At 42.4% G+C, this 23,684-nt stretch carries 20 protein-coding genes and 1 tRNA gene; 9 read left to right on the plus strand and 12 right to left on the minus strand.

Features of this window, described 5'->3' with window-relative positions:
- Nucleotides 1–48: 48 nt before the first annotated feature.
- Together DP114_RS12470 and DP114_RS35745 are read left to right on the plus strand one after the other, a co-directional pair.
- Nucleotides 49–1,155 carry a sulfate ABC transporter substrate-binding protein gene (locus DP114_RS12470; RefSeq protein WP_171976220.1) on the plus strand — a complete coding sequence of 369 codons (1,107 nt, stop codon included), beginning with the start codon at nucleotides 49–51 and terminating at the stop codon, nucleotides 1,153–1,155.
- Between the two features lie 100 nt (nucleotides 1,156–1,255).
- A complete protein-coding gene (locus tag DP114_RS35745; RefSeq protein WP_256379368.1) occupies nucleotides 1,256–1,384 on the plus strand; it encodes a hypothetical protein in 129 nt (42 codons plus the stop codon).
- On the opposite strand, the gene DP114_RS12475 is transcribed toward DP114_RS35745, so the two are convergent.
- Complete coding sequence (locus tag DP114_RS12475; RefSeq protein ID WP_318284472.1) at nucleotides 1,381–2,073, minus strand: hypothetical protein; 693 nt, start codon at nucleotides 2,071–2,073, stop codon at nucleotides 1,381–1,383. The genes DP114_RS35745 and DP114_RS12475 overlap by 4 nt on opposite strands.
- A gap of 986 nt (nucleotides 2,074–3,059) precedes the next feature.
- Nucleotides 3,060–3,368 carry a hypothetical protein gene (locus tag DP114_RS12480; protein WP_169267640.1) on the minus strand — a complete coding sequence of 103 codons (309 nt, stop codon included), beginning with the start codon at nucleotides 3,366–3,368 and terminating at the stop codon, nucleotides 3,060–3,062.
- 117 nt (nucleotides 3,369–3,485) lie between these two features.
- Between DP114_RS12480 and DP114_RS12485 the strand changes: the two genes are divergently transcribed.
- Nucleotides 3,486–3,854 (plus strand): hypothetical protein, encoded by a 369-nt coding sequence (locus tag DP114_RS12485; protein WP_216669992.1) that lies wholly within the window; start codon nucleotides 3,486–3,488, stop codon nucleotides 3,852–3,854.
- Between the two features lie 286 nt (nucleotides 3,855–4,140).
- On the opposite strand, the gene DP114_RS12490 is transcribed toward DP114_RS12485, so the two are convergent.
- On the minus strand, nucleotides 4,141–5,019 hold the full coding sequence (locus DP114_RS12490; RefSeq protein ID WP_171976221.1) for a metal ABC transporter permease: 879 nt from the start codon (nucleotides 5,017–5,019) through the stop codon (nucleotides 4,141–4,143).
- A gap of 139 nt (nucleotides 5,020–5,158) precedes the next feature.
- Entirely contained in the window at nucleotides 5,159–5,905 is a 747-nt protein-coding gene (locus tag DP114_RS12495) for a metal ABC transporter ATP-binding protein (RefSeq protein WP_169267637.1), read from the minus strand.
- An 84-nt stretch (nucleotides 5,906–5,989) separates the two neighbouring features.
- On the opposite strand from DP114_RS12495, the gene DP114_RS12500 reads away from it, so the two are divergent.
- The 4 genes from DP114_RS12500 (at nucleotide 5,990) to phoU (ending at nucleotide 10,178) form a co-directional block, all read left to right on the plus strand.
- Nucleotides 5,990–7,006: a metal ABC transporter solute-binding protein, Zn/Mn family gene (locus DP114_RS12500; protein WP_171976222.1), complete on the plus strand. Its 1,017-nt coding sequence runs from the start codon at nucleotides 5,990–5,992 to the stop codon at nucleotides 7,004–7,006.
- 366 nt (nucleotides 7,007–7,372) lie between these two features.
- Complete coding sequence (locus DP114_RS12505; protein ID WP_171976223.1) at nucleotides 7,373–8,125, plus strand: response regulator transcription factor; 753 nt, start codon at nucleotides 7,373–7,375, stop codon at nucleotides 8,123–8,125.
- A gap of 41 nt (nucleotides 8,126–8,166) precedes the next feature.
- Complete coding sequence (locus tag DP114_RS12510) at nucleotides 8,167–9,480, plus strand: ATP-binding protein (protein ID WP_169267634.1); 1,314 nt, start codon at nucleotides 8,167–8,169, stop codon at nucleotides 9,478–9,480.
- 11 nt (nucleotides 9,481–9,491) lie between these two features.
- Entirely contained in the window at nucleotides 9,492–10,178 is a 687-nt protein-coding gene (gene phoU / locus DP114_RS12515) for a phosphate signaling complex protein PhoU (RefSeq protein ID WP_171976224.1), read from the plus strand.
- Nucleotides 10,179–10,486: 308 nt separating this feature from the next.
- Here phoU and ftsH2 read toward each other — a convergent pair whose 3' ends face one another.
- From ftsH2 to DP114_RS12545, 7 genes are all read right to left on the minus strand, one after another.
- The gene (gene ftsH2 / locus DP114_RS12520) at nucleotides 10,487–12,373 is read right to left on the minus strand and encodes an ATP-dependent zinc metalloprotease FtsH2 (RefSeq protein ID WP_171976225.1); all 1,887 of its coding nucleotides are present in this window, start codon (nucleotides 12,371–12,373) and stop codon (nucleotides 10,487–10,489) included.
- Between the two features lie 540 nt (nucleotides 12,374–12,913).
- Entirely contained in the window at nucleotides 12,914–13,411 is a 498-nt protein-coding gene (locus tag DP114_RS12525; protein WP_169267632.1) for a hypothetical protein, read from the minus strand.
- Nucleotides 13,412–14,116: 705 nt separating this feature from the next.
- On the minus strand, nucleotides 14,117–15,019 hold the full coding sequence (locus DP114_RS12530; RefSeq protein ID WP_248277369.1) for an RNA-guided endonuclease InsQ/TnpB family protein: 903 nt from the start codon (nucleotides 15,017–15,019) through the stop codon (nucleotides 14,117–14,119).
- A 12-nt stretch (nucleotides 15,020–15,031) separates the two neighbouring features.
- Nucleotides 15,032–15,208 (minus strand): helix-turn-helix domain-containing protein, encoded by a 177-nt coding sequence (locus tag DP114_RS34915; protein WP_256379369.1) that lies wholly within the window; start codon nucleotides 15,206–15,208, stop codon nucleotides 15,032–15,034.
- A 300-nt stretch (nucleotides 15,209–15,508) separates the two neighbouring features.
- A complete protein-coding gene (gene gltX / locus DP114_RS12535) occupies nucleotides 15,509–16,957 on the minus strand; it encodes a glutamate--tRNA ligase (RefSeq protein ID WP_171976226.1) in 1,449 nt (482 codons plus the stop codon).
- Between the two features lie 131 nt (nucleotides 16,958–17,088).
- Nucleotides 17,089–17,162 (minus strand) — tRNA-Asp (locus tag DP114_RS12540).
- A 300-nt stretch (nucleotides 17,163–17,462) separates the two neighbouring features.
- Nucleotides 17,463–18,650 (minus strand): esterase-like activity of phytase family protein, encoded by a 1,188-nt coding sequence (locus DP114_RS12545; RefSeq protein WP_171976227.1) that lies wholly within the window; start codon nucleotides 18,648–18,650, stop codon nucleotides 17,463–17,465.
- A 638-nt stretch (nucleotides 18,651–19,288) separates the two neighbouring features.
- On the opposite strand from DP114_RS12545, the gene DP114_RS12550 reads away from it, so the two are divergent.
- A complete protein-coding gene (locus tag DP114_RS12550; protein ID WP_171976228.1) occupies nucleotides 19,289–20,173 on the plus strand; it encodes a DUF4394 domain-containing protein in 885 nt (294 codons plus the stop codon).
- Between the two features lie 348 nt (nucleotides 20,174–20,521).
- On the opposite strand, the gene DP114_RS12555 is transcribed toward DP114_RS12550, so the two are convergent.
- A complete protein-coding gene (locus DP114_RS12555) occupies nucleotides 20,522–22,072 on the minus strand; it encodes a TM0106 family RecB-like putative nuclease (protein WP_169267628.1) in 1,551 nt (516 codons plus the stop codon).
- A gap of 402 nt (nucleotides 22,073–22,474) precedes the next feature.
- Here DP114_RS12555 and DP114_RS12560 point away from each other — a divergent pair, with 402 nt between their 5' ends.
- On the plus strand, nucleotides 22,475–23,674 hold the full coding sequence (locus DP114_RS12560; RefSeq protein WP_171976229.1) for an aminotransferase class V-fold PLP-dependent enzyme: 1,200 nt from the start codon (nucleotides 22,475–22,477) through the stop codon (nucleotides 23,672–23,674).
- The last annotated feature ends 10 nt before the right edge of the window (nucleotides 23,675–23,684 follow it).

Below are 23,684 nucleotides of genomic sequence, written 5' to 3' on the forward strand. Positions count from 1 at the left end.
TTTTTCAGTCAAATAGCCGTACTTTTATTTCTGGAGCAATTTTCAATCATGGATCTAATCAAAACTTGGAAGTCTTGGTCACAACCTTGGCAAAAGTCTTCAACCCGTGCCCGTACCCTGTTCATTGCTGCGGGTTTAAGTGTTGGCGCAGTCATACCTGTCTATGCAGGAGCGACTCTACAAAACCCAACTTCTAAGCCTGAACTCATCAGTCAGAACCAAAAACCACTTGAATTAACTCTGGTTTCCTACGCTGTAACCAAAGAGGCTTACTCAAAAATTATTCCTCTATTTGTTAAAAAGTGGAAGCAAGAACGCAAGCAGGATATCACTTTTCGAGAAAGTTATGGTGGTTCTGGTTCCCAAACACGAGCAGTGATTGATGGTTTGGAAGCTGATGTAGTAGCGCTGGCGTTAGGACAAGACGTGAACCAAATCCAGAAGGCAGGGCTAATCGGTCCTAACTGGGAAAAAGAGGCTCCTAACAATGGGATTGTTACTAAGTCCGTGGTTGCGTTGGTGACTCGTAAAGGCAATCCTAAACAAGTTCGTGATTGGAACGACTTGGTTAAACCAGGAGTCAGTGTCATAACTGCCAATCCTAAAACTTCTGGAGGTGCCCGTTGGAACTTCTTGGGACTGTGGGGTGCAGTGACTCAAAATGGAGGGGATGACGCAAAAGCCCTGGATTACGTCTCTAAGGTTTACAAAAATACCCCTGTGCTGCCAAAGGATGCGCGGGAAGCCAGTGATACTTTTTACAAGCGAAATCAAGGGGATGTATTGTTGAACTATGAAAATGAGGAGATCCTAGCTAAACAGAAAGGTGAAGCTGACAATTCTGTAGTGATTCCTCAAGTCAATATTTCTATTGACGCCCCGGTTGCTGTGGTAGACAAAGTGGTGGATAAACGCGGTACTCGGCAAGTCGCAGAAGCTTTTGTCAAGTTCCTCTTCACACCAGAAGCACAACGGGAATTTGCGAAAGTTGGGTTTCGTTCAGTTAACTCTACAGTAGCGAACGAAACACAGAAGCAGTTCCCCAAGGTTGGGAAACTCTACACAGTTTCAAACTTCGGAGGCTGGGACGCAGTTCAGAAGAAGTTCTTTGCAGATGGAACTGTTTTTGACAAGATTCAGGGAGGAAGACGCTAAAAAATAATACGGTTCAGTTAGTAGCTGTGGGCTTATCTGAACCGTATTGCTCTAAAAAAAGCTTTATTGGGTAAAAGTGTCAGAGAAAATAATTCACCCTATGGCTAACGCCACGCCTTACGGCTATCGGGTTCGCCAGATGCCTACGGAAGAGCCAGTACTGCGGGAGGGTAACCCTGGTGCAGGTATCTGGCGTTGGAAACCCTCATCAAGCACTGGTCTCACCTAATCAATCGGTGCGTTGGGAACTTGTGCGTCTATTTGCGCTTGAGACAAATAAGGAACTGCTGGGTTTAACTCGCCTACACTGAAAACACCAGCAGGAGGTGCATTCAATTCAATCTCGCCAGTTAATGGATTGCTTCTTACAATTAAGTTCGTTCCATCCACAATCTTGACATATAGAGGCTGCCTTGGCTGTTGCTGTTGATTTTCTGCAACGGGATTTTCTGTAACGGGATTTTCTACAACAGGATTTTCTGTAACAGGAATGCTTATACCAGCTACGTTCACACCACTCGGCAGGTAAATGCCATCACAGTCCCATTCATCGTCTGTCTTTCGACCATTTCCCAGGTAAAAGAGGGTGTTGGCAGAAGAGCCATATTTGCTGGGTTTATGAGCGTAAACAGCTAATGTCCTTCCAGTTTCATTGCGACAGACGCCCCAGTCCTCTGTGGTTTCCATAATATACTTCTGGAATTGCAAATCAGAGATGCCCTTCTGAATTTGCTCTACGGTATTGTAACCAGCTGCTGATGGGTTATTTCTTGCCTGCAAGAGTTGATTAAGTTGTTGAGTAATCTGAGCATACTCAGGACTCTTTTCGGCAATTGGATCTGCAAATGAAGGCTGAGCAATAACTAGATTGACCAGCAGGAAAAGAAACACTAAAATTGGCTTGAATATTTTCACCATTTTTCTCCTTTTTAACAAGAAATAGTCTTTTCCACTAAAAAGTATGTTATTCTGCCTGAAACATTTTTTTACAAAATGCACTTGTTGACCCTATGATATCTAACCACCTTTGATGGCATCAAATATTCTTATTTATCAAAATCATAAAAGTCATTTCTTAAACTTGAAAAATAAAAAGTCAGCAAATGTCAATAGACGAGCTACATAGCACAAAATTCTAACAAGCACAAAGAATACACTCGAAATGACTATAGCAATCCTATCTGATTTTTGTGAATCACAAAGTAGAGACGCTTAACGCTTAACGCTTAAGAAGGAATAAAAGTGTACCTAGCTAACCAAAAATCTGCGGAGGAGTCCTATAGTACATTTGTGAATGTAGCATTAGTATAGCAATCGCCCAGGCGATTAAGACATATACTAGAAGTAGTCTTTTTTCTTGCACGGCGTTAAGCGTAGCTCTGCCGTAGGCAATCGCTTTGACCTATGCCTAAACCTTACAGTTACGATATAAGTCAAAAGGTTATCCAAGCCATTGAATTTGATGGACTCAAGAAAAGCGGATCTTGTCTTCTATTCAATATCAGTCGCAATATAGCCGTTGCCAGGTAGATTAGGACATGAACTCATGAAAAAATATGGACATTACGAGACTTTCAAACTTCTTGACGAGTTAAACATTTCCTATTCCCTATTCCCTGTTAAGCGTTAAGCGTTAAGCGTTTCCTGTTCTCTACGTCCTAAAGGAGTTGGCGATAGCTATATCAAGTTAATTTGCTTGGCTTGAGCTTGAGGTTTAGCTGTGTTTCGACTCAAACAGATAATCTAAATTTACACCGTAAATTAAACTTGCTACGCAAATTAGAACCCCCCGGATTCATCCGTGGGGCAAGCTCAGAAAAAGTCTTTCTGTTCTAAAAATCTAAATTATGAATTTAGAATCTGTGAACCTCAATTTCTCGCTGCAACTGGGCAAAATGGGGAATTCAAAATCCTGGCATGATTGTATTGGTGGGAGATGAAGAGCTTTGCTGGAGTGTCTGACGCGCTAAGTTCATGCAACCACCACAGTTGCAGCCATACTTCGCCTGGGCATACTGTTTAACTATGGCTTCAGAGATATTGGATGTTTGAGGGAATTCTTGCTGTGAAGAGGTACTGGTGCTAGTCACACCTGAACGGGGTGCTATTTCATCTTGAATTTTCTTTGTAATCGCTTGAGCTGGGTGAGCAGCAATAAGTACTGCAGCAAGAGAGCCAGAGCAGCCGAGTAATGTTAAAACTTTAGTATTCATGGTGCATAATCTTAATTCAATGTAGCTAGTATAACGAAACTTTTTGCGCTCAGTACTAAGATGTATCTGTGAATAATGCTAAACTCCAACCTTAGTACGCCTCAAAGTGAGATTTCCGTGATGAATAAAATAATGCTGGCACTGCTTGGCGGCTCTTATGTTTTATCCAGCTTAGTTTTGATAAGTCATGCTGCTGTCGCAGAAGATTTACCTTCTGTACCAAAAACCACTAACACACCACAGTACCAACACAACACTCAATCTAACCCTCAAGTGGCTGGTACTGTCGCTTTGCCAACAAACAGTCGGACGACACAAACCACACAAACTCATACTTTGCAAGTAAATCCTCGCGTTTTTTCCCTTGATCCTAGTAGCGAAACAGTTGGGAATCTAGCGAGTGCCCAATTGGGCTGTGATTGCCCTGGTTGTCGTGCTTCGGCGCTTCAAATGTTGCAAAGTGGTAAGCTAACTCTTCCACAATAGGACTTTATCAGTTATCAGTTACCAGTTATCAGTTACCAGTTATCAGGTAGGAAACGGACTCGTCCACCCCTTGTTCACTGTTTACTGTTCACTGATTTAACTGCCAGCATAGTCAAAAGTAAGAACCCCATACCATAAGTTGGGGGCTTGTAACAAGGACGCCGTATTTCTTGCGCGGCGCGTCTCGAAATACATTTTATCTTTCTCCATAAATGAATTTAGGGGCTTATATCCTTTTTTCTTTTTTCTTTTTTTGACTTTTGACTTTTGACTTCCCGCAGGGCGGTCATCTATCTCGCCTGAACCTGTTAAAAATGCTCAGTGAATGAGCTGCTAAATCCGGTCGGGTGAGGATACCACCAGATGGGCTAAAAAAGAGCGCCAGCAAAAACAGCATGGATGAAACCAGCACAATCGCAGGCCCAGAGGGTATATTGTGGTAATAGCTAATGTAGACCCCCGTTATGCTGGCGATCGCACCAATCAATGCTCCTGTTGCCATCATCTGATGCAGTTCTTTGACTAAAAGATAAGCGGTGAGGGCAGGTCCTACCAGCAGCGAAATCACGAGGATAACACCGACTGCTTGCATACTAGCAATAATCGTCAGGGTCGTTGCCGCCATAAAGCCGAAGTGAATAGCATTAACGGGTAAACCAGTTGCCTGAGCACCTGTACGGTCGAAAGTATAGAATAACAATTCTTTGTAAAACAGCTTAGTTGCACTCAGAATGAGTAAGGTAATAATGAGTGTCCGGTAAATATCACTAGAGGTAACGCCAAGAATATCTCCAAATAAAAAACTATCTAGATCTATCTTATTTTTCAAAACTGTAATTAGTGTCACTCCCAACGCAAAGAAGCTGGAAAATGTCAGTGCCATTGCTGCATCCACTTTCACCCGAGATTGCGAGCGAATCCAGGCAATTAAAAATGTACTCATAATCCCGGATACAAAAGCCCCAATCAAAATATCAATTCCCAAGAAAAAGGAAATTGAAAGTCCAGGCAGTACACAGTGAGCAATCACATCTCCTAGTAATGCCATGCGTTGGACAATTAAATAACTACCAACAACAGGACAGAGAATACCAACTAGAATGCCAATCACCAGGGCATTCCGCATAAATTCGTAACTTAGGGGTTCTAGCAGCAAGCTCAACATGGAGAGTAAAAAGTTATTAGTTATTAGTCGTTATATTATTGGGATTTGAGGATCAACTTTTGACTAATAGACCTCTCCAAAAATCGATTTTTAGTGCAAGCGCCGTAAAGCTTTGATAGCCATTTTTGGAGAGGTCTAATCAACAAAACAACGATGAATCCCAATCTTGATATAAGGGATTCTGCAAGCTTGTGCCATACGCTCGATGCAAATTCTCTGGAGTCATCACCTGTTGTGGTGAACCATCAGCAATCAAGCATTTATTCAATAAGAGTAATCGGTCTAATCGGTGCAATGCCTGTCCCCATTCATGGCTACTCACCAGTAAAATTTTGCCAAGCGATCGCAACTCTGAAAACACATCAAAAATAATCGCTTCAGTCTTCTTATCCACTCCCGTAAATGGCTCATCAAACAGCAGAATTTCTGCTTGTTGCGCCAAAGCACGCGCTAAGAATACTCGCTGTTGCTGTCCACCGGATAGCTCACCAATACGACGATGTTTGAGCGCAAGCATTTCGACTTGCTCTAATGCTGATGTTACAATTTCTCTTGCCGCTTTCCCTGGAGTGCGAAACCAGCCAATCTGCCGTGTACGTGCCATCATGACTACATTCCAGACGGTGATGGGATAGTCCCAGTCTATTTGCGATCGCTGCGGTACATACGCAACTTTTTGTAGCTGTTGATGCAGTGGACTCAGACAATACTGCACACTTCCACTGACTTTTGGAACTAAGCCCAGCATTGCTTTCATCATCGTGCTTTTCCCTGCACCATTGGGACCAATAATCCCCACGACTTGGCTGTTCGCAATCTGGAAGCTCACAGGCTCTAAACCACTAACACCTCGATAATTAACAGCTAGGCACTGAACCTCTAACATATAATTTTTTAATTTTTTTAAATAGAACGATAATCATTTTAAACTAGATTTCATTATCAAATTTTAGAGCAAATAAAAAAAATCATGTATATTCCGCAGCGTCAATTTTGGAAATCAGCAGTCCTTGCTTTAAGTATGGGATTGTTAGCAAGTTGCAGTTCTTCTCCATCCACCAGTCAAAACAATCAAACCAGCACAACAGCACCAGATGCCAGTTCTACGCAAGTTTCTACTACGACGACTGGTAAAGGTCTAAAAGTTGTAGCAACCAATACAGTTTTGTGTGACATGGCTCAGCAAGTTGCAGCGAGTACGATTGATTTGACTTGCTTGATGAAGCCAGGAGCAGATCCCCACGTTTACCAACCAACGCCAGAAGACCGTAAGGCAATTGAAGATGGCAAGCTAATTTTATACGGCGGTTACAACTTTGAACCGAGTCTGATCAAGTTGATTCAATCTACCTCGAATATTGCTCCCAAAGTTGCGGTTGATGAAATCGCTGTTCCCACTCCCCAGAAATTTGAGGAAGACGGTAAGACGGTTGTTGATCCTCACGTTTGGCACAATGCTCAAAATGGGATTGCTATGGTGAAAACTATTCAAGAAAGTTTCGCCAAGGTTGCTCCGGAAAATGCTTCACTTTACCAGAAAAATGCCCAAGCAATCACTACCCAATTAGGACAAATCGATACTTGGATCAAATCAGAGGTTGCTACTATTCCTCAGCAATCCCGCAAGCTGGTGACAACTCATGATGCTTTGGGATACTACTCTAAGGCGTATAATATTCCTGTTGAAGGAGCTTTAGAAGGTATCTCTACAGAAGAGAAACCCACAGCGGCTAGGGTTAAAGAATTGGTGAAAAAAATTAAAGACAGCAAAGTACCTACAATTTTTGCTGAGTTAAGCATCAATCCTAAGTTGATTTCAACAGTGGCAAAAGAAGCTAACGTCAAAGTTGCACAACAAGAACTCTTTGCTGATGGATTAGGCGAGAAAGGCAGTCAGGGTGACACCTATCAAAAAACGTTAATTTCCAATACAAAAACGATTGTGGAAGGACTGGGAGGCAAATACACGCCTTTTCAAGCAAAGTAGTTTGGTTTAAGTCTGATCCTCGAAACGTCGGTAAGAGGAGAAATACAGCCTTAAGCTTATGCCTGCGACACGGACTCACGTTTGCAGGCTTACTCAAATTATATTTATTAACTATCAAGTTAATTGCTGCATAGTAAAACTTTAGCTTTGTGACTCAGGTTTAGCTATTTTTCTTAACTTTAAGGATCAAAAAGCAAATTTGTAAAAAAACAATGACTGGCTTTGTATTGCATTGGTTTATAATACTATCAGTTCTGTTACGTACTTCGTAAATTGTAAAGTTAAATATTTTAAAATCAGCGTATAAACGCTGAACTAAAATAACAAATATTGATACCATCACACTCAAGTAATTTTGTGATATCAATGTATACCAGCGAATCGACCAAGTATCCCCACACAGCAGAAATCGGACAAAGAAGCCGCATTCTGGTAGTAGAAGATGAAGAGCTTATCCGGGAAATGCTTGTTCTAGCTTTGGAAGAGGAAGGTTATGGAGTGGTAAGTGCCACTGATGGGCGGGTGGCTGTTGAATACCTCAAAAGTTATGAACTCAGTTCACCAGAGCTTTCCTTTGACCTGGTGATTCTTGATTTGATGCTGCCTCACATTAACGGATTAGACATCTGCCGCTTGATCCGATTTCAAGGAAACCCAGTTCCAATTTTAATGCTAAGTGCTAAAGGAAGTGAAACAGACCGTGTTCTGGGGCTGGAGGTAGGAGCAGATGACTACTTAACCAAACCTTTTAGTATGCGGGAGTTAGTGGCTCGTTGTCGTGCTTTGCTGCGTCGCCAACGCTTGAGCTGTTTGCCTCAGCTACCAGTCCTTCAGTATAAAGATGTGACTTTGTATCCCCAAGAATGTCGGGTGTTGGTTCGCTCTCAAGAGGTGAATTTGTCACCAAAGGAATTCCGGCTGCTGGAATTGTTTATGAGCTACGCCCGTAGGGTCTGGTCGCGCGAGCAATTGCTAGACCAGGTTTGGGGACCAGATTTTGTTGGAGACAGCAAAACTGTGGACGTGCATATTCGCTGGCTACGCGAAAAACTAGAGATAGACCCCAGTCGTCCAGAATATGTTGTGACTGTACGAGGTTTTGGCTATCGATTTGGATAGTTGTTAGTTTTTAGTTGTCAGAGAACAACTAACAACTAGCAATGCTGATACTAGGATTTTTACTGGGTTTAGCGGTAGGCGCAATTTTTTGGGTGTGGCAACAGGTTCAACTGAACCGTTACCTAGAGAAAGTATTGCGACCGTTAACCGCCCATTCTTCTGACGTGGCGCTGCTAATTCCTGACTTGCGCCACGGAATTAGATTATTTGTCCAGCAACGCCAACAATTGCAGCAGTTGCTTCAAACATACGAAGACCTGCTAGAGTTCGCACCAGTGGGGTATTTGCAGGTTGACGAAGAAAATCAACTGCTTTGGTGTAACGAACAGGCACAAAAAATGTTGTATCTGCAAAGATGGCAACCTGGACAAGTGCGCTTGTTGTTAGAGTTAATAAGATCCTACGAACTTGACCAATTAATTGGACAAACGCGCGATCGCCAAAAGTCACAGGTCAAAGAGTGGGTATTTCATCCTTCTTGCGAAGATGTGACAGCTATGTCGGAGGTGAAATCTCTTATGTTACAAGCAACAAGCTTACCCTTGCCCCTTGGGCAAGTAGGAGTCTTTATAGAAAACCATCAGCCAGTGGTGGATATAAACAAAGCACGTGAGCGTGCTTTTTCTGACCTAGCACACGAACTGAGAACTCCACTCACCTCAATACGTCTGGTTGTCGAAACATTACAAGACCGCGTGAAACCACCTTTGGATCGTTGGGTTAACCGCCTTTTGCAGGAGGTTGACAGATTGATTCACTTAGTGCAAAGTTGGCTAGATTTGACTCAACTAGAAACTAACCCTACCATTGAATTGCATCGCCAATCAGTGGAAGTGCGATCGCTGATTTTGTCTGTCTGGGAGACTCTAACACCTCTAGCACAACAACACCAGATTGAAATCACCTATTCTGGTCCAGATACTGTCTCGATTAACGCTGATGAGTCTCGCATTTACCAGGTGTTTCTCAATCTGCTAGATAATAGTATCAAATACAGCTCACCAAATACAACCATTGTCATTGAAGCAAAAATCGTTTCCGAACACAACAACCAAGAACCAGTACTACAAATCAACATTATTGACTCCGGTACGGGTTTTTCTCAAGCAGATTTACCTCATGTATTTGAGAGATTTTATCGGGGGGATCAATCACGCTCTCGTATAACAAGCTCACAAAGCCATTCGACTACGACAATTGTTGGTAGTGGTTTGGGTTTGGCAATTGTCCGGCAAATTGTTCTTGCCCACGGCGGTTGCATAAAAGCCATGAATCATCCTCATACTGGAGGAGCATGGTTACAAGTTGAACTCCCTGGCGTCGTGGCAATTTCCTCGAGCCAAGATTATATTTAGAAAATATCTTCATGTTTGAGACTACAAGAGTGAAAGTCCCCCTTTATAGTCCCAATACTGAAAGACCCCAGCTAGCTCGTGAGATTAGACGCTTAGAGCAAGATGTATTGCGTATGGGGGCTTTGGTAGAACAATCATTTCGTTTAAGTCACCAAGCCTTATTCACCCGCAATTTAACAACAGCTGAGGTACTTCCTGTTTTAGATAAAAAGATTGATCGCTTTTATAGACAAATAGAATTAGACTGTACGGCAATCATGACGCAGCAAGCTCCTACAGCTCAAGATTTGCGTTGTTTAAGTGCCTTCATGCAACTTGTGCGTGATCTAGAACGCATTGGCGACTATGCTAAGGATTTGGCTAAAATTGCAATCAAAATTTTTCCCTATGCGCCTCATTTTTGTTTACCAGAGATTGCAGTCATGTCTCAGCATGCACAAGCAATGTTAGCAACGAGTTTAGTGGCGTTGGCAGATTTAGATGAAGTCAACGGGCGCAGTATAAAGCGACTCGATGATGCTGTAGATAATGCTTATGAACGGCTTTATCACACCTTAGCTCATCAACGATGCGACGAAGGTGTGGTTGAGCCGATTCTGCTCTTGGTACTGGCGATTCGTTGTTTGGAACGCATGGCAGACCACGCGACCAACATCGGTCAACGTGTGGCATATATTGTGACTGGTCAACGGGGTTGAATCTCAGGATGTGGGGTTTGGAGAGGGAGTTTCTATTCTTGCTTTGATCCTCGCTAGTTCATTACTCTAGATAAATCAACCTTTATTCACATTTAGACCTAGCTATTTTGCAAAGATATATAGCAGTCGCCAGGTAGATTAGGACACGAACTAATCAGAAAACACGGTCATCAACAGACTTGAAAGTCTGTTAAGCGTTCCCAGCTATAAAACAAAAGCTCAGCACAAAGGTTGCTTAAAACAAAAATAGGGATGGTGTAAACCATCCCTATTTACTACAGTAGGGCTATGCCCTACCAAACTTGAGATTAAATACTGGGCATAAACTGCGGCTTTTCAGGTACGCTAGTGTACTCAGCGACAATTTGACGGAATTCTTCACCGTCAATAGTTTCTTTCTCAATCAGCAAGTCCACTAAGCGATCCATTACGATGCGATTTTCCAGTATAAACCGCCTTGCTGTCTGGTAGCATTCTTCGACAATGATGCGGACTTGTGCATCAACACGAGATGCAATTGACTCTGAATATTCTGAGCGAGTCATCCAGTCACGACCCAAGAAGACTTCTCCCTGTTGGCTTTCCAAGGATATCGGTCCTAAATCAGACATCCCAAACCTTGTCACCATTTGCCGTGCCATACCGCTAACTTGCTGTAAGTCGCCTCCAGCACCAGTTGTGACTTCGGCGGAACCAAAAATCACGTCTTCTGCTGCACGACCACCTAAAGCACCAGTAATTCTGGCTTTGAGTTGACCGCGAGTGATTAAGCCTTGCTCCTCATTGGGAGTAAACCAGGTTAACCCTTGTGCTTGTCCCCTTGGAATTAAAGTCACTTTTTGGACTGGATCGTGGTCTTTGAGTAATGTACCTGCGATCGCATGTCCAATTTCGTGGTAAGCAATCAAGCGTTTGCTCTTGCTATCGACCAGAGGTGTGCCTTCCATACCAGCAACAACCCGATCCACAGCATCATCGATTTCTAAAATCGTGATCGCTTCCTTACGGCGTCTGGCTGTGAGAATAGCAGCTTCATTGAGCAAGTTTGCTAAATCTGCACCTGTAAAACCTGGGGTGCGGCGAGCAATAACTTCTAAAGAAACGCTGGGGTCTAGTTTCTTGTTACGAGCGTGGACTTTTAAAACTTCCAAACGTCCTTTAACGTCGGGTGCATCGACAGTGACTTGTCTGTCAAATCGTCCGGGACGTAACAATGCTGCATCTAAAACATCAGGACGGTTGGTAGCAGCAATGATAATAATACCAGTGTTACCCTCAAAACCATCCATTTCGGTGAGCAGTTGGTTGAGGGTTTGTTCCCGCTCATCGTTTCCACCGCCGATACCTGCACCTCTTTGCCGTCCTACGGCGTCAATTTCATCAATAAAGATGATACAGGGGGCGTTATCTTTTGCTTTCTTAAACAGATCGCGGACGCGGGATGCACCTACACCTACGAACATTTCTACAAATTCTGAACCAGAAATGCTGAAGAATGGTACGCCTGCTTCACCAGCGATCGCCTTTGCAAGCAATGTCTTACCTGTTCCGGGAGGTCCAACTAACAGAACTCCTTTGGGAATGCGTGCACCTACAGCTGTGAATTTTTCTGGTTGTTTGAGGAAGGTGACAACTTCTTGCAGTTCTTCTTTGGCTTCTTCAATACCTGCAACGTCGTCAAACTTCACTCCAGTTTTTGCTTCCATCTGGAAGCGAGCTTTTGATTTTCCGAAGTTCATAGCTTGACCGGGACCACCAGGCATGTTACTAGAACGACGGAACAAAAAGAACAGCCCGGTAATCAATAAAATAGGAAAAATCAGATTACCCAACAGTCCCCAAATTGCCCCATCATTGCGCATCGGATGGGCGTCAAAACTAACTCCTTTTTCTTTGAGCTTGGTAATCAGTTCCGGAGAGTTAGAAGGCAAATCCACCCGTACCCGTTGTACGCGGTTTTCCAGTTCTGGATCGACGGCTTCCACGATCGCCGTCCTTCCGCCTTCATATAAATCAACGTTGCTTACCCGATCAGAGTCCAAGTATTCTAAAAAGCGACCATAAGTCATGCGGGTGGTGGCTGTATTCTTACTCATGTCTGTCGGAGTACCAGAAAAAGCTCCTTGCCAGAAGAAAAAGCCAATCACCAATGCAGGCAATGTCCAGAGTACTAGGACTCTCCAAGAGAATTTCATCTTAATTTTGCCTCTAGATGCATATACAACAAATCAACAGTCTACAGATAGAGTTATTCAAATCGATGTCTATAACAGCATTTTTTATCCAATGTTATGACACACGATAAGCTTTTCGTTAGCGTCTGAGCTAACAAGCCAAAACATTATTAAGAATCTTCATTAAATTTAACTTAATTTTGCTTCATTTTACTATGGGTATCTCATGTAAATATGCAAACCTGCGGGTAACGCTGCTTGGCTGTTAAGTTTATGTCAATAGCTCAAAATCATGCCATTTGCCGTTTGATAAGAAATGTATTGGAGATTTTATATAAATAAATACGGTTTCTCATGCTGTAGCTAGATGGAGGAAAATGGCTAAGAACCATATAGAGCTCAGAAGGAAGAGGTCTTTCAAGCTCAGTTCACAAATCGCTCAGTTGGATAATGTACAATGACACGCACAGGACAACATCCCCCACGAGTACAATTACGCCACCCACAAATATCTGTGGTGACGCATTGTCCCCACATTATCCTTTCTTTTATCAGCGCACCCTACTTAATTTCTGTAATTCGTAGGGTATAAGGAAAGTACCTATCTTTTTTAAACGAACCAATCCACACATAGTATGTTCCTGGTAACCATTCTCCAATCATGCCAGGATTCTTGCCATCAAAATCGTCATTGCACCAGCTACCTCCAGGACCTCTAATAATTAAGGTGGTATCCTCAGGGCTTCTGACTTCTATTTTTAAGTAGTCAAATTTACTTGTTAGCTCAATAGTATGGTCTGGGTCTTCATCAAAATATCCAGTGCAAGTCCCTGTGGGAGTTTCTCTTCTACCAGCAATTTCCCTCCCCGATATAGAACCGCCACTCACACCACGAACAATAAACGGATCTGGAGAAAACTTTTGACCGATAACGACATCCTCAAAAAAGGGTGAGGACCTTTCCTGCGCATGAGATATTGTATTGATTGCTGACGCGATCGCCAGCACCGCTACCATCAAAGATAATCTTATTCCCCGAGATATCTCTTTTGTCAGCATTCCAAGAACATACTTTTTTAAGTCTTTTTAGAGACATGAATACTACACTCGAAGTTCCCAAGACAAGGATTTTTGACTTATTTTTTTACTTTTTAAATATCAAATAACTCATTAATAGGACTTACGCACACCCTACCAATTCTTGGCGTTCTTGGCGTCTTGGCGGTTCGATAAATTAATATTTTTGGCAATTTTTGCGTAAGTTCTGATTAATTGTCAATTCGCTGACTAAAGTAAAATGAGATTCACAAGCACCAGGTGCAGATGAATGCACCCCCTACTATTACTACAGCAGTTTTCAGTTGGTCATACCAATTGGAGTTGGGTAAAACTCATGTAAAAATCCAGTAACTTATGTCTAGAGGACACGCTTGTTAAAATAGAAAAACTACCCATCAAATTGAGCGAAGACTGGGTTTTATATGTAGAAATTGAGGGGATCATCCCAAATGTGTAAGTTTATTTTATTTTGTAGTGCCAAGAGTTGCGCCGGAGGGAGACCCTCCCGCAGCGCGCTTACTCACCGTTTTTTGTGCAAAATTGGCCTGCTCCCAAATTGAGCACGTTCCCAAAGCATAATTGCTGCTAACTGCTATATAAATCCTAGACAAGTCTAGACATTACTTCTTTCTTCATCGGGAGCATGGGAGCGGTTAGCCCTCAGAAAGCATTCACGCCAAAGCCCTGCGCGATACGCCACATGCTTTAAGCCGGGGGAACCCTAGTCGAGCAGTGGCTCAAATTGATTGCTGCGTTTAAATCCCTATCTATTACATGTCCACAATGTTTACATGAATAGACACGTTCACTTAATGATAGGGATTCTTTCTTGCAACCACAATTACTACAAGTTTTAGAAGATGGATACCACCTAGACGCCAAAACTAGCTTGCTTCCAAACTTCTTGCATTTGTATTCAAGTTGTCTTTTGAATTCATGGAATCCGCAATCAGCTATGGATTGAGCAAGCTTACGATTTTGCATCATACCCGAAACATTTAAGTCCTCAATTACTATCGCAGCGTGGTTTTTGCATAAGTAGTTGGTGACTTTATGAAGTGAATCTTTGCGAATGTTTGAAACTCGGTTATGATGCTTTGCTAATTTAATCTTTGACTTGTGACGATTGCTACTGCCTTTAGTTTTTCGACAATGAGCCTTAGACAATCGTTTAAGTTTTTGGATAAACTTCAAGTAGGCTTTTGGATTAGGGAACGTAACACCAGTACTAAGTGTAGCCAGTTCTTTTATTCCTAAATCCACGCCTACAACATCTACTAACTTTGACGTAATCTCAGTTTCGGCTTCATATGCAAAAGCAATGTACCAGTCATCAGCTATTCGGGATATTGATAGTTTGGTAGTTGTTGTATGAGGTAAACCTTCATAAGTTTTGACCCAACCAATGGTCGGGAGCTTAACGCGCATACCACCTACAAGTATAGGTTTACCACCTGCATCAATAGTGAAAGAATCATTCTGACCTTTCTTTTTGAATTTTGGATACCCGCCCAGCCCTTTAAAAAATCGGTCGTAAGCTGCGCCTAATTGGTCAAAAGCATATTGAGTGATTTTTTGACAAATTCCTTTTTCCTTAATCCATTCCAGCGAAGTCTTAACTCAGTTGTTAAAGAACTTTTTGAGAAGAAATTTGTTTGGCTTATATCCATCTTGATATAAATTTTGCCAAGTCGCCAAACCCCAGTTGTAGGTGAAACGCGCAATACCTGCGTGCTTACTCATTATGGTTTTTTGCTCGCTTGTCAGTTTTAACTTTGTTTTGATGGATAAAAGCACAGTTCGGCTCCGCTCACTGTAAATTGTTCGACCTCAACACTTGTAATATATGTGAATAGAGTAACATATACAATTCAAATCCATGCCATTCCATAAAAAAATAAACTTGGTGCGACTTCTTTAAATGCTGAACCTTTTGATAAGACACCTGTGTGTTTCAACGTGCGAAAAGGAGTCAGGGAAAAGCTAAAAACCGTCCCAGACTGGAAGGAACGGTTAAGGAAGTTTGTAGATGATTTCATCGAAAAAGATGGGGATGGCTGTCAATAAATGACAAACGTTGCCTAGGTTATTGGCGGCTTAGGACAACCTCACTTGTTTTACCGCCTCAATCAAACGCGGCTTGTCTAAACCAATTTGATTCAAAAGTAACCAGGATTGGATTAAGTCAGGACCATGCAAATCTCCTGTTAAGCCAGCGCGAAGTGCTTTCATCACCACGCCTTTTTTGACGTTTTGTTCTTTAACGACTTTCTTAATAATTTCTTGAGCGCTGGCTTGTGTGAGTTGATGATTTTCCAAAGCAGCAATAACACTGTTGAGGGTAGCTACAGAACCTTCTTGTTTTAATTGAGCAGTTGCTTCATCACTAAATTCAACTGTTTCAACAAAAAACAGTTTGCTCATAGCCACTGCATCAACAAGGCGAGTCAAACTCGGACCAATTAAAACGACAAGCTCCTCTAACCAAGCACGGTCACGTCCTTGTGTCAATGGATATCCTGCTTCTTCCCAGAATGGAATGAGCAAATCTGTCAGCTTATCCACTGACATATTGTGAAGATACTGACTGTTTATCCAATCCAGCTTCGCCCAGTCGAATTTTGCCCCGGCTTTATTAACACGCTCAAAACTAAATAACTTAGCTGCTTCTTCCAAGGTGAAAATTTCCTGAGTCGAGTCTGGGGCTGACCAACCCAGTAGTGTCATATAATTCACCATAGCTTGAGCAATAAAGCCCATTTGCTTAAAGTCAAAAATGGATGTGACTCCATCCCGCTTGGAAAGCTTGCGTCCTTCTTGATTCAAAATCAAAGGTGTATGGGCAAACTCTGGCATTTTTGCGCCAAAAGCTTCATACAGCAGAATTTGCTTCGCGGTGTTGGCGATGTGGTCTTCTCCGCGAATGACATGGGTAATTTGCATATCTATGTCATCCACCACAACCGCAAAATTGTAGAGTGGGACACCAATACCATCTGCTGCGGCGCGAGCAATAACCATATCACCGCCTAAATCGCTACCTCGCCAAACCATCTTTTCCCGTACCAGGTCATTCCAGACAATTTCCCGGTCGTCATCAATTTTGAAACGAATGACAAAGTTACGTCCTTCGGCTTTGTATGCGGCTTCTTGTTCTGGTGTAAGATTGCGGTGACGGTTATCGTAGCGCGGAGCTTCATTTCTAGCTTTTTGAGCCTCACGCAGCGCTTCTAATTCTTCTGGCGTGGTGTAGCAGCGATATGCAAGTTTTTTATCAAAAAGGGTTTGAACCGCACTTTTGTACATTTCCAGACGCTTAGTTTGGAAAAATGGTCCTTCATCCCATGTCAGTCCTAGCCAGCGCAGACCTTGGAAAATATTTTCGGTGTATTCGGGACGCGATCGCTCCAAGTCTGTGTCTTCAATGCGCAGAATAAACTGACCACCGTGGTGGCGGGCAAACAACCAGTTAAATACAGCTGTCCTTGCTGTTCCTATGTGTAGATTCCCAGTTGGACTGGGGGCTATACGGACTCTAACAGTCACGGGCGTTCTCTCTCTTGTCTATATTTGTAAAGCACAACTCATTTAGCTTAATATTAAGCTTTCAGCAATAAGTGCTGAGTTCTGAATCACTTGTAACTCACTACTCAGAACTCAGCACTCATAACTTTTAACGGGACTGACGGGGCTCGAACCCGCAACTTCCGCCGTGACAGGGCGGTGCTCTAACCAATTGAACTACAGTCCCTTAATTGGTCACTTTATTTATTATCACTATTCTCCTGAACATTGTCAAGCTTTTTTTGAAATTCGTTATTAGTTATTGAGTGATGATTCACAGGGAACGCTTAACAGGGAACAGGGAACGCTTGACATACACTGTAGCTATGGCAGTCCTATTTGATTCGTGAAAAATATAGACAAGGAAACGAACCGCCAAGGACGCCAAGGACGCAAAGGAAAGAAAGAAGAAAGAAATATATAATTTTCACAAATGATTTAGGATTGCTATAGTTGAGCAAAAGTCTGTGGAGTAATCCTAATATTATCAACGATTGAAATTGGGAACAAAACGCCGAAATAACCTGATAAGCGGTGGTTCCATCTTAAGTTTAAAGGCGAGTATCTGGGTTCGCTGAAGACGATTAAAGTTATTATCGCTCACAAGGATTAATGAAAGCTGACCATCAGGTAGTTTTGAACCGAGAGTTAAGCCTTCGATATTATCTAGCGCTACATTTAATTTTCTCAAATCCAAAAGTAGCTCTTTCTTGGTGGGTTTAATTTTGTTAATATCAACAGCTAAAAGACTGTCGATATTATGAATGTCATCAGCACCTTCTAGAGAAATCTGATACAGGGCAATAGAAAACCCAAAGCCAGAAAAAGTCCGCTCTAAACTTAGGAAATGACCTTGATTATCCAGAGCCATTAAATCACTTAAACCGCTGGCAAATTTAGGAGAAAAATTAAAAATTGGTGTGACAGCTTCAGTTTGATAAAGAAATTCTTTCTCTGGTTTATGAGTGAGTAAATTGTATTGCAAAATCCGGCAAGGACTACTGACTTTTGGTTTGGCTTCTGGACCATCTTGAATCAGAGCATTTTCTGTGGCTGTAAACAAAGATTTGTTGTTGGGTGTGATGGTCAGAGATTCAAAGGCTAAGTTGTTGCGGACACCTTGTTTACGACTTTTATCTGGCAAAAACTTGTTGGGTATTGGTAGTGTATTCAAAACTTTTCCAGAAGAAAGGGAAAATTCTTTCAGAAAAGGCGTTATTTGTTTCAAATTATCACCTTCAGAAGAAATATAAACAGTTTCGTGGTTAGTTAAGGTGATGCCTTCTGAATCGATAGTACCAGTCGGGAAAGTTTGACTACTTTCATTTAAGAGTGTCGTGACACCAAGAGGGACAACTTTATCATTTGTTAGTGTTCCATTGCTTAGGTCAATTTTTAATGTATAGAAGCGAGCCGCAGCTTTTTCGCTGCGATCATCAGATATCGTGTAATAAAGTTGTTTTTTGGCATCGTACGTTATTCCAGAAAGCCCTCCCATGGGAGTTTTTTTGAAAGTGTAATCAGTGGGAAAAGTTACAGAACTAATAAAATCTATTCCAGTTATGGGATAATTTGGGGCAGGGATGTTAATGATAAAGATGCTGAGAAGAATTAGAATAGGAATAAAAAAGAAAAGAATGCGTGGAAACTTCAAAAGTTTTTTGAGGTGCTGCATTGTGAGTCATTGCTAAACAGTGAAAATCACAAACAAGATATCATGGTTAAGCAAATACGCATTTTTATTGCAAATTTTTTCGTAGTCGATGGGTTTGAGCGCTACGCAGCAGATTTGAGCATACCGCTTGCCTCAGAGCAAAACTGAACGGGAACGGGGCGGGGTCGCTATTGTCAGCAGCATTGAGTTGCAAGTTTGTATTTGTATAAATTTTGACTTTTAAACGAAATCATATCATGTTCGGTAAATTACTTACAATTCAAGCCCAATTTATACAGCCATTTTCAGGAAAATAGACCATAGTCGTGGGAGTGCATGCCATTACGGCCTTACAAACGCTGTGGTTCATTTAGGTGAAAACTGCTGTAATCTACCATGCTAGCAATACCAACTCCCCTTCTATTTGTATTGCTGGAGTCTTGATTTAAAAGATTGCCCTAAAGCCTTGGTCAAAGAATTAAAGATTTAATAAAGGTATATCTCTTTTGTAGAATTGACTCTGTTATATAATGTAGGATTTTTGACGTAGTAAAGTTGTATTGACAATTACTAAATACAATTACGTAAATGAGAACACAACGTTATTGTCTAAAGTTTGCTCAAAGAACTCGTAAAAGTTAGCACTTGAGGGCTTTTTAATGAAACTTAATCGGTTTAGAACAGTCATATCCGCACTGGCTGTAGTCACGATATTTAATCTGGTCAGTGATACCAAACCTGCGGCTGCTTTGGGTTTGGTTGGTCTAACTGACAACAACAATCTAGTTCTTTTTGACTCCGATAATCCCACCGCTACTACCAATGTCTCAATCACTGGGGTCACTGGTCGCGTGTTGGGCATTGACCGTCGTCCAGCTAACAATCAAATCTATGGTTTGTCAGATACCAATAACATTTACACCATTAACCCGTTTAGTGGTGCTGCTACTTTCGTAAGTCAACTTTCCACTCCATTCACTGGAGGCTTTGTTTCCGGAGTAGACTTCAACCCAGTGCCTGATCGCCTACGGGTCGTCGGTGGCAATGACCAGAACCTGCGCATCAATGTGGATACTGGCGCGGTCATTGTTGATGGAACACTGAACCCTGGGGACCCCAACATTACTGGTGCAGCTTACACCAATGCAGATAATGACCCGACCACCGGAACTACGCTGTACGACATTGACTACATCAGTGACGCATTATTTATACAGAACCCGCCGAATAATGGCACCTTGCAAAGGGTAGGCTCCCTCGGTATCGACATCGACTCAAGAGGAGGGTTCGACATCTTCACACAAAATGGGGTGAATACTGCCGTTGCGGCACTGACTCCAGTCAATTCAAATGGCTCCAATCTATACAACATCAACTTGTCTACAGGTGCTGCTACGCAAATAGGCACCATCGGCGATGGTAGTAGGAAAATCGTAGGAGTGACAGCTCAGCCTGTCCCTGAGTCTAGTTTTGCCCTTGGTGTGCTCACTGCTGGTATTGCTCTATTAGGTCGCTGCCGTCGTCGTCTGAAGTCGGTCATTTAGTCACACTTTACTTCATACCAATTTGAAAAAAGAATGCAACACATGGATAAAACCCCTCCCTAACCCTCCCCTTAGTAAGCAGGGCTGTTTCATTCCCTCAAAGGCTCATAATGTCAAGGCTTTGTGAAGCGCAATTGCTCTAATTTTTCTGGAGAATCATTGAATTTTTTGGATCAAAATGTAGGTTTTCTATCACTTCTGTCCCAAAAATCATCGCGCTACGTATTGACAAATCCTCCCTCCTTATTGAATGAAACAGCCCTGCCCTTTGGTAAGGGGAGCTAGTGCGTTGGGGTGAGATCAGCGCAGCAAGAGGGTCTCCCTCCAGAGTAACTTCTGTGCGGGGGTTTACGAACCATTGTTTTTTTGAAAAAAGTTTACCAGCCAATCTTTGACGCTGCGGGTTGCGTGGCAGTCGTCTTCGTTGTAGCGTTGGATAATTTCAAGTAAAGAGCGATCGCCCGTTTCTAACCACTTGTCATACCAGTAAATACACTTCATACCGCTGGCTTCTGGATCACGCCACTCAAACCCCAACCATCGAGCGATCGCTTTTAAAGCATAACTTTCTATAGGCAATGCCACGTTTTGCGTTAATATTTTGTAGACATCCACAAACCGATTCAGTACGGGCGATACATAACTCTGTGGAGTCTGGTAAAGCTTTGCCAGTCGTTTGACTGTATCAAGTTCGTAAACACAAAAATGATAAATAGGTGCATCTGGATATTGCCAAACCAAATTCATAAATTGCTGCCAAACCAATTCTTCTTCTTCTGGGCTTTCTGCTAAAAAGGAATAAAATTGTTCTGTTTTGGCTTGCCTATCAATAACCAAAACTCCTAACAAAAAATCTAAATTCAAATCTGGTTCCGCCTCAATATCAAAAAACATTTCTACAGGCGCTGTAGATAAAATGTCACTCCTGGGGGAAAGCAACTGTGTAGTTTCTCTATCAACTTCTATAGTTCTGTCGAGGCAAACAGAAGTGTCAACCGTACAAGAATTTAAGACATATTGTTGCTTTGGTGGCAAATTCGGTATGATGAACGGACGGTTTTCCACAATAGATTTTGCTTGTAGTATCAGCTTGGGTGCGACTGCGCTGTCGAAACCTGGCAAGTTTTCTAATTGAGTCGGGTAAGTTTTTGCCAAAGATTCTACTGTTGTGATTTCCAGCGCTTGCAGTTGTATGTAGCGAACAGGTGTGACTCCTGGTAACAAAGAAAGGTGTTTCTGAGATTGGGCAACAGCATAACAATAATCGTACCAAGGACAAAGATTGCACCGTTGACGAGAGATAAAGACTTCAGGCGCTTCCTCTGTTTCTAAAGTTTGAATATACTCTTCCAGAAAACGATGCATTTGTGGCATCCATTTAAGTAGATCCACAGAATAACCCGCCTCTTTTCCACGCAGCATCAGCCAAGCTATTTCTAACTCACTTTGTTGCACCATTGCCAACACATACGCGTGAAATGCTGCAACAACTTGATACTCCTGTTTAGGACGCTTACCCAGTTCAATATTAACTGGAACGTACATCCAATCTCCAAAGCGGGACTCTCCTCTATGTTTGACAAGAATATCTGGACGGCTTAGTAGTGTATGTGTTTGAGAATAACCATGCACCAGCACCCCTTGATAAATGGACTCAGCCCCTTGTTCCATTAACTCTAAGGTTGCTCTCACTCCTGTTTTCCAGTCTCCGTGTCGATAGACTGGTCGCTGATACGTAAACTGTGTCAAAATACTCCTGTGATGAGCAATCCTGTCCTGGTAAAGTTTCAACAGTAACTCATTCTCAGGTTCTCGCCGACTTTTTTCCCCGTGAATGTCTAAAAAAGGTCGGCGCTTACAACGTTGGTATTGCAGCAGCAGTTCAGCATTGATTAACATTCTTTTAAGGTAACAAGAATTATTACTTTCTGGTAGTGAGCCGATAACTAAAGTTGAAGATTATTCTCAACAGACAGAAAAATCAGGGACTACCTGAAAATTTCTGAGTTTGGCACAATCACCAAATCAGGCTATTACCCCAGATCTGGTGGTATCTGGCAAAGCCTTCTAGTGGTTTGCCAACTCGAAAATGCGCTTGTGAGGGCTGGGAAAAAAGAAAGGTTTTTTTATTCTTTTACCCCTTACCCCGCAGGCATCTCCTTGGCGAACTACTAGGGCACGCTTTACCCTTACAGACATGCACTTGACAAAGTATGGCCTACGGACACGCAGTTGACAAAAATAATTTGAAATTTTTGTATAAAAATAATTAATATATCATGACTCAATAATTAATCACTGATGACTAGTATTTCTGCATCACCAACCAAATTACTTCACCATCGACAGCTCTTCCCAGGTTTAGCAAATAAAGCATATTTTAACTACGGCGGTCAAGGACCAATGCCACAAACGGGTTTGGATGCGATATCTGAGGCGCAAGCTTATATCCAACAAGTAGGTCCTTTTGGGACTGAGGTGAACAGTTGGATCATACAGGAGACAAAAGCTGTAAGAAATGCGATCGGCTCTGAGTTAAGTGTCCCACCCGAAACAATCACCCTGACTGAGGATGTCACCGTTGGCTGTAATATTGCTATGTGGGGTCTTGAATGGCAAGCTGGTGACCATATACTACTTAGCGACTGCGAACACCCTGGTATTATAGCGACAGCTCAGGAAATCGGGCGGAGGTTCGGTGTTGAACTCACCACTTGTCCCCTAATGGCAACTTTAAATGAAGGCGATCCTGTTGAAGTCATTGCCCAACACTTACGTCCAAAGACTCGTCTTGTGATATTGAGTCACGTTCTTTGGAACACTGGTCAAGTTTTGCCTATTGACAAGATAGCTGAGTTATGCATAAGTAAATCAGTCAAACTTCTGATAGATGCGGCTCAATCTGTAGGCTTACTGCCATTAAATCTTACTGAATTGAAAGCGGATTTTTACGCCTTTACGGGTCACAAATGGCTGTGTGGTCCTGGTGGTACGGGAGGTTTGTATGTCCGACCAGAAGTCCGAGAGAGTTTAAAACCTACGTTTATCGGTTGGCGCGGGGTTACTTTAGACAGTAAAGGAAAGCCTGTGGATTGGCAAAGCGATGGACAACGTTATGAAGTGGCGACATCGAATTATCCACTTTATACGGGGCTGAGGGAGGCGATCGCAACTCATCAGCAGTGGGGAACACCACAAGAACGTATAGAGCAAATTTGCCGCAATAGTGAGTACCTGTGGCGACAATTACAAGTTTTAGCCGATATCAAATGTTTGCGAACTTCTCCACCAGAAAGCGGTTTAGTCTCGTTTCAACTGACAAATCAAACACCCAACCCTAGTCGTCAACTTGTGATGTTTTTAGAGTCACAAAAGTTATTAACCAGAACAATAGCCGATCCTGACTGCGTACGTGCTTGTGTTCACTATTTGACTCTAGAATCAGAAATCGACGAACTGGTGGAAGGAATTCAGCGATTTGTTGACACTCACCGTGGATAAAAGCTGGGTA

Source organism: Brasilonema sennae CENA114 (genome assembly GCF_006968745.1).
Classification (GTDB): Bacteria; Cyanobacteriota; Cyanobacteriia; order Cyanobacteriales; family Nostocaceae; genus Brasilonema; species Brasilonema sennae.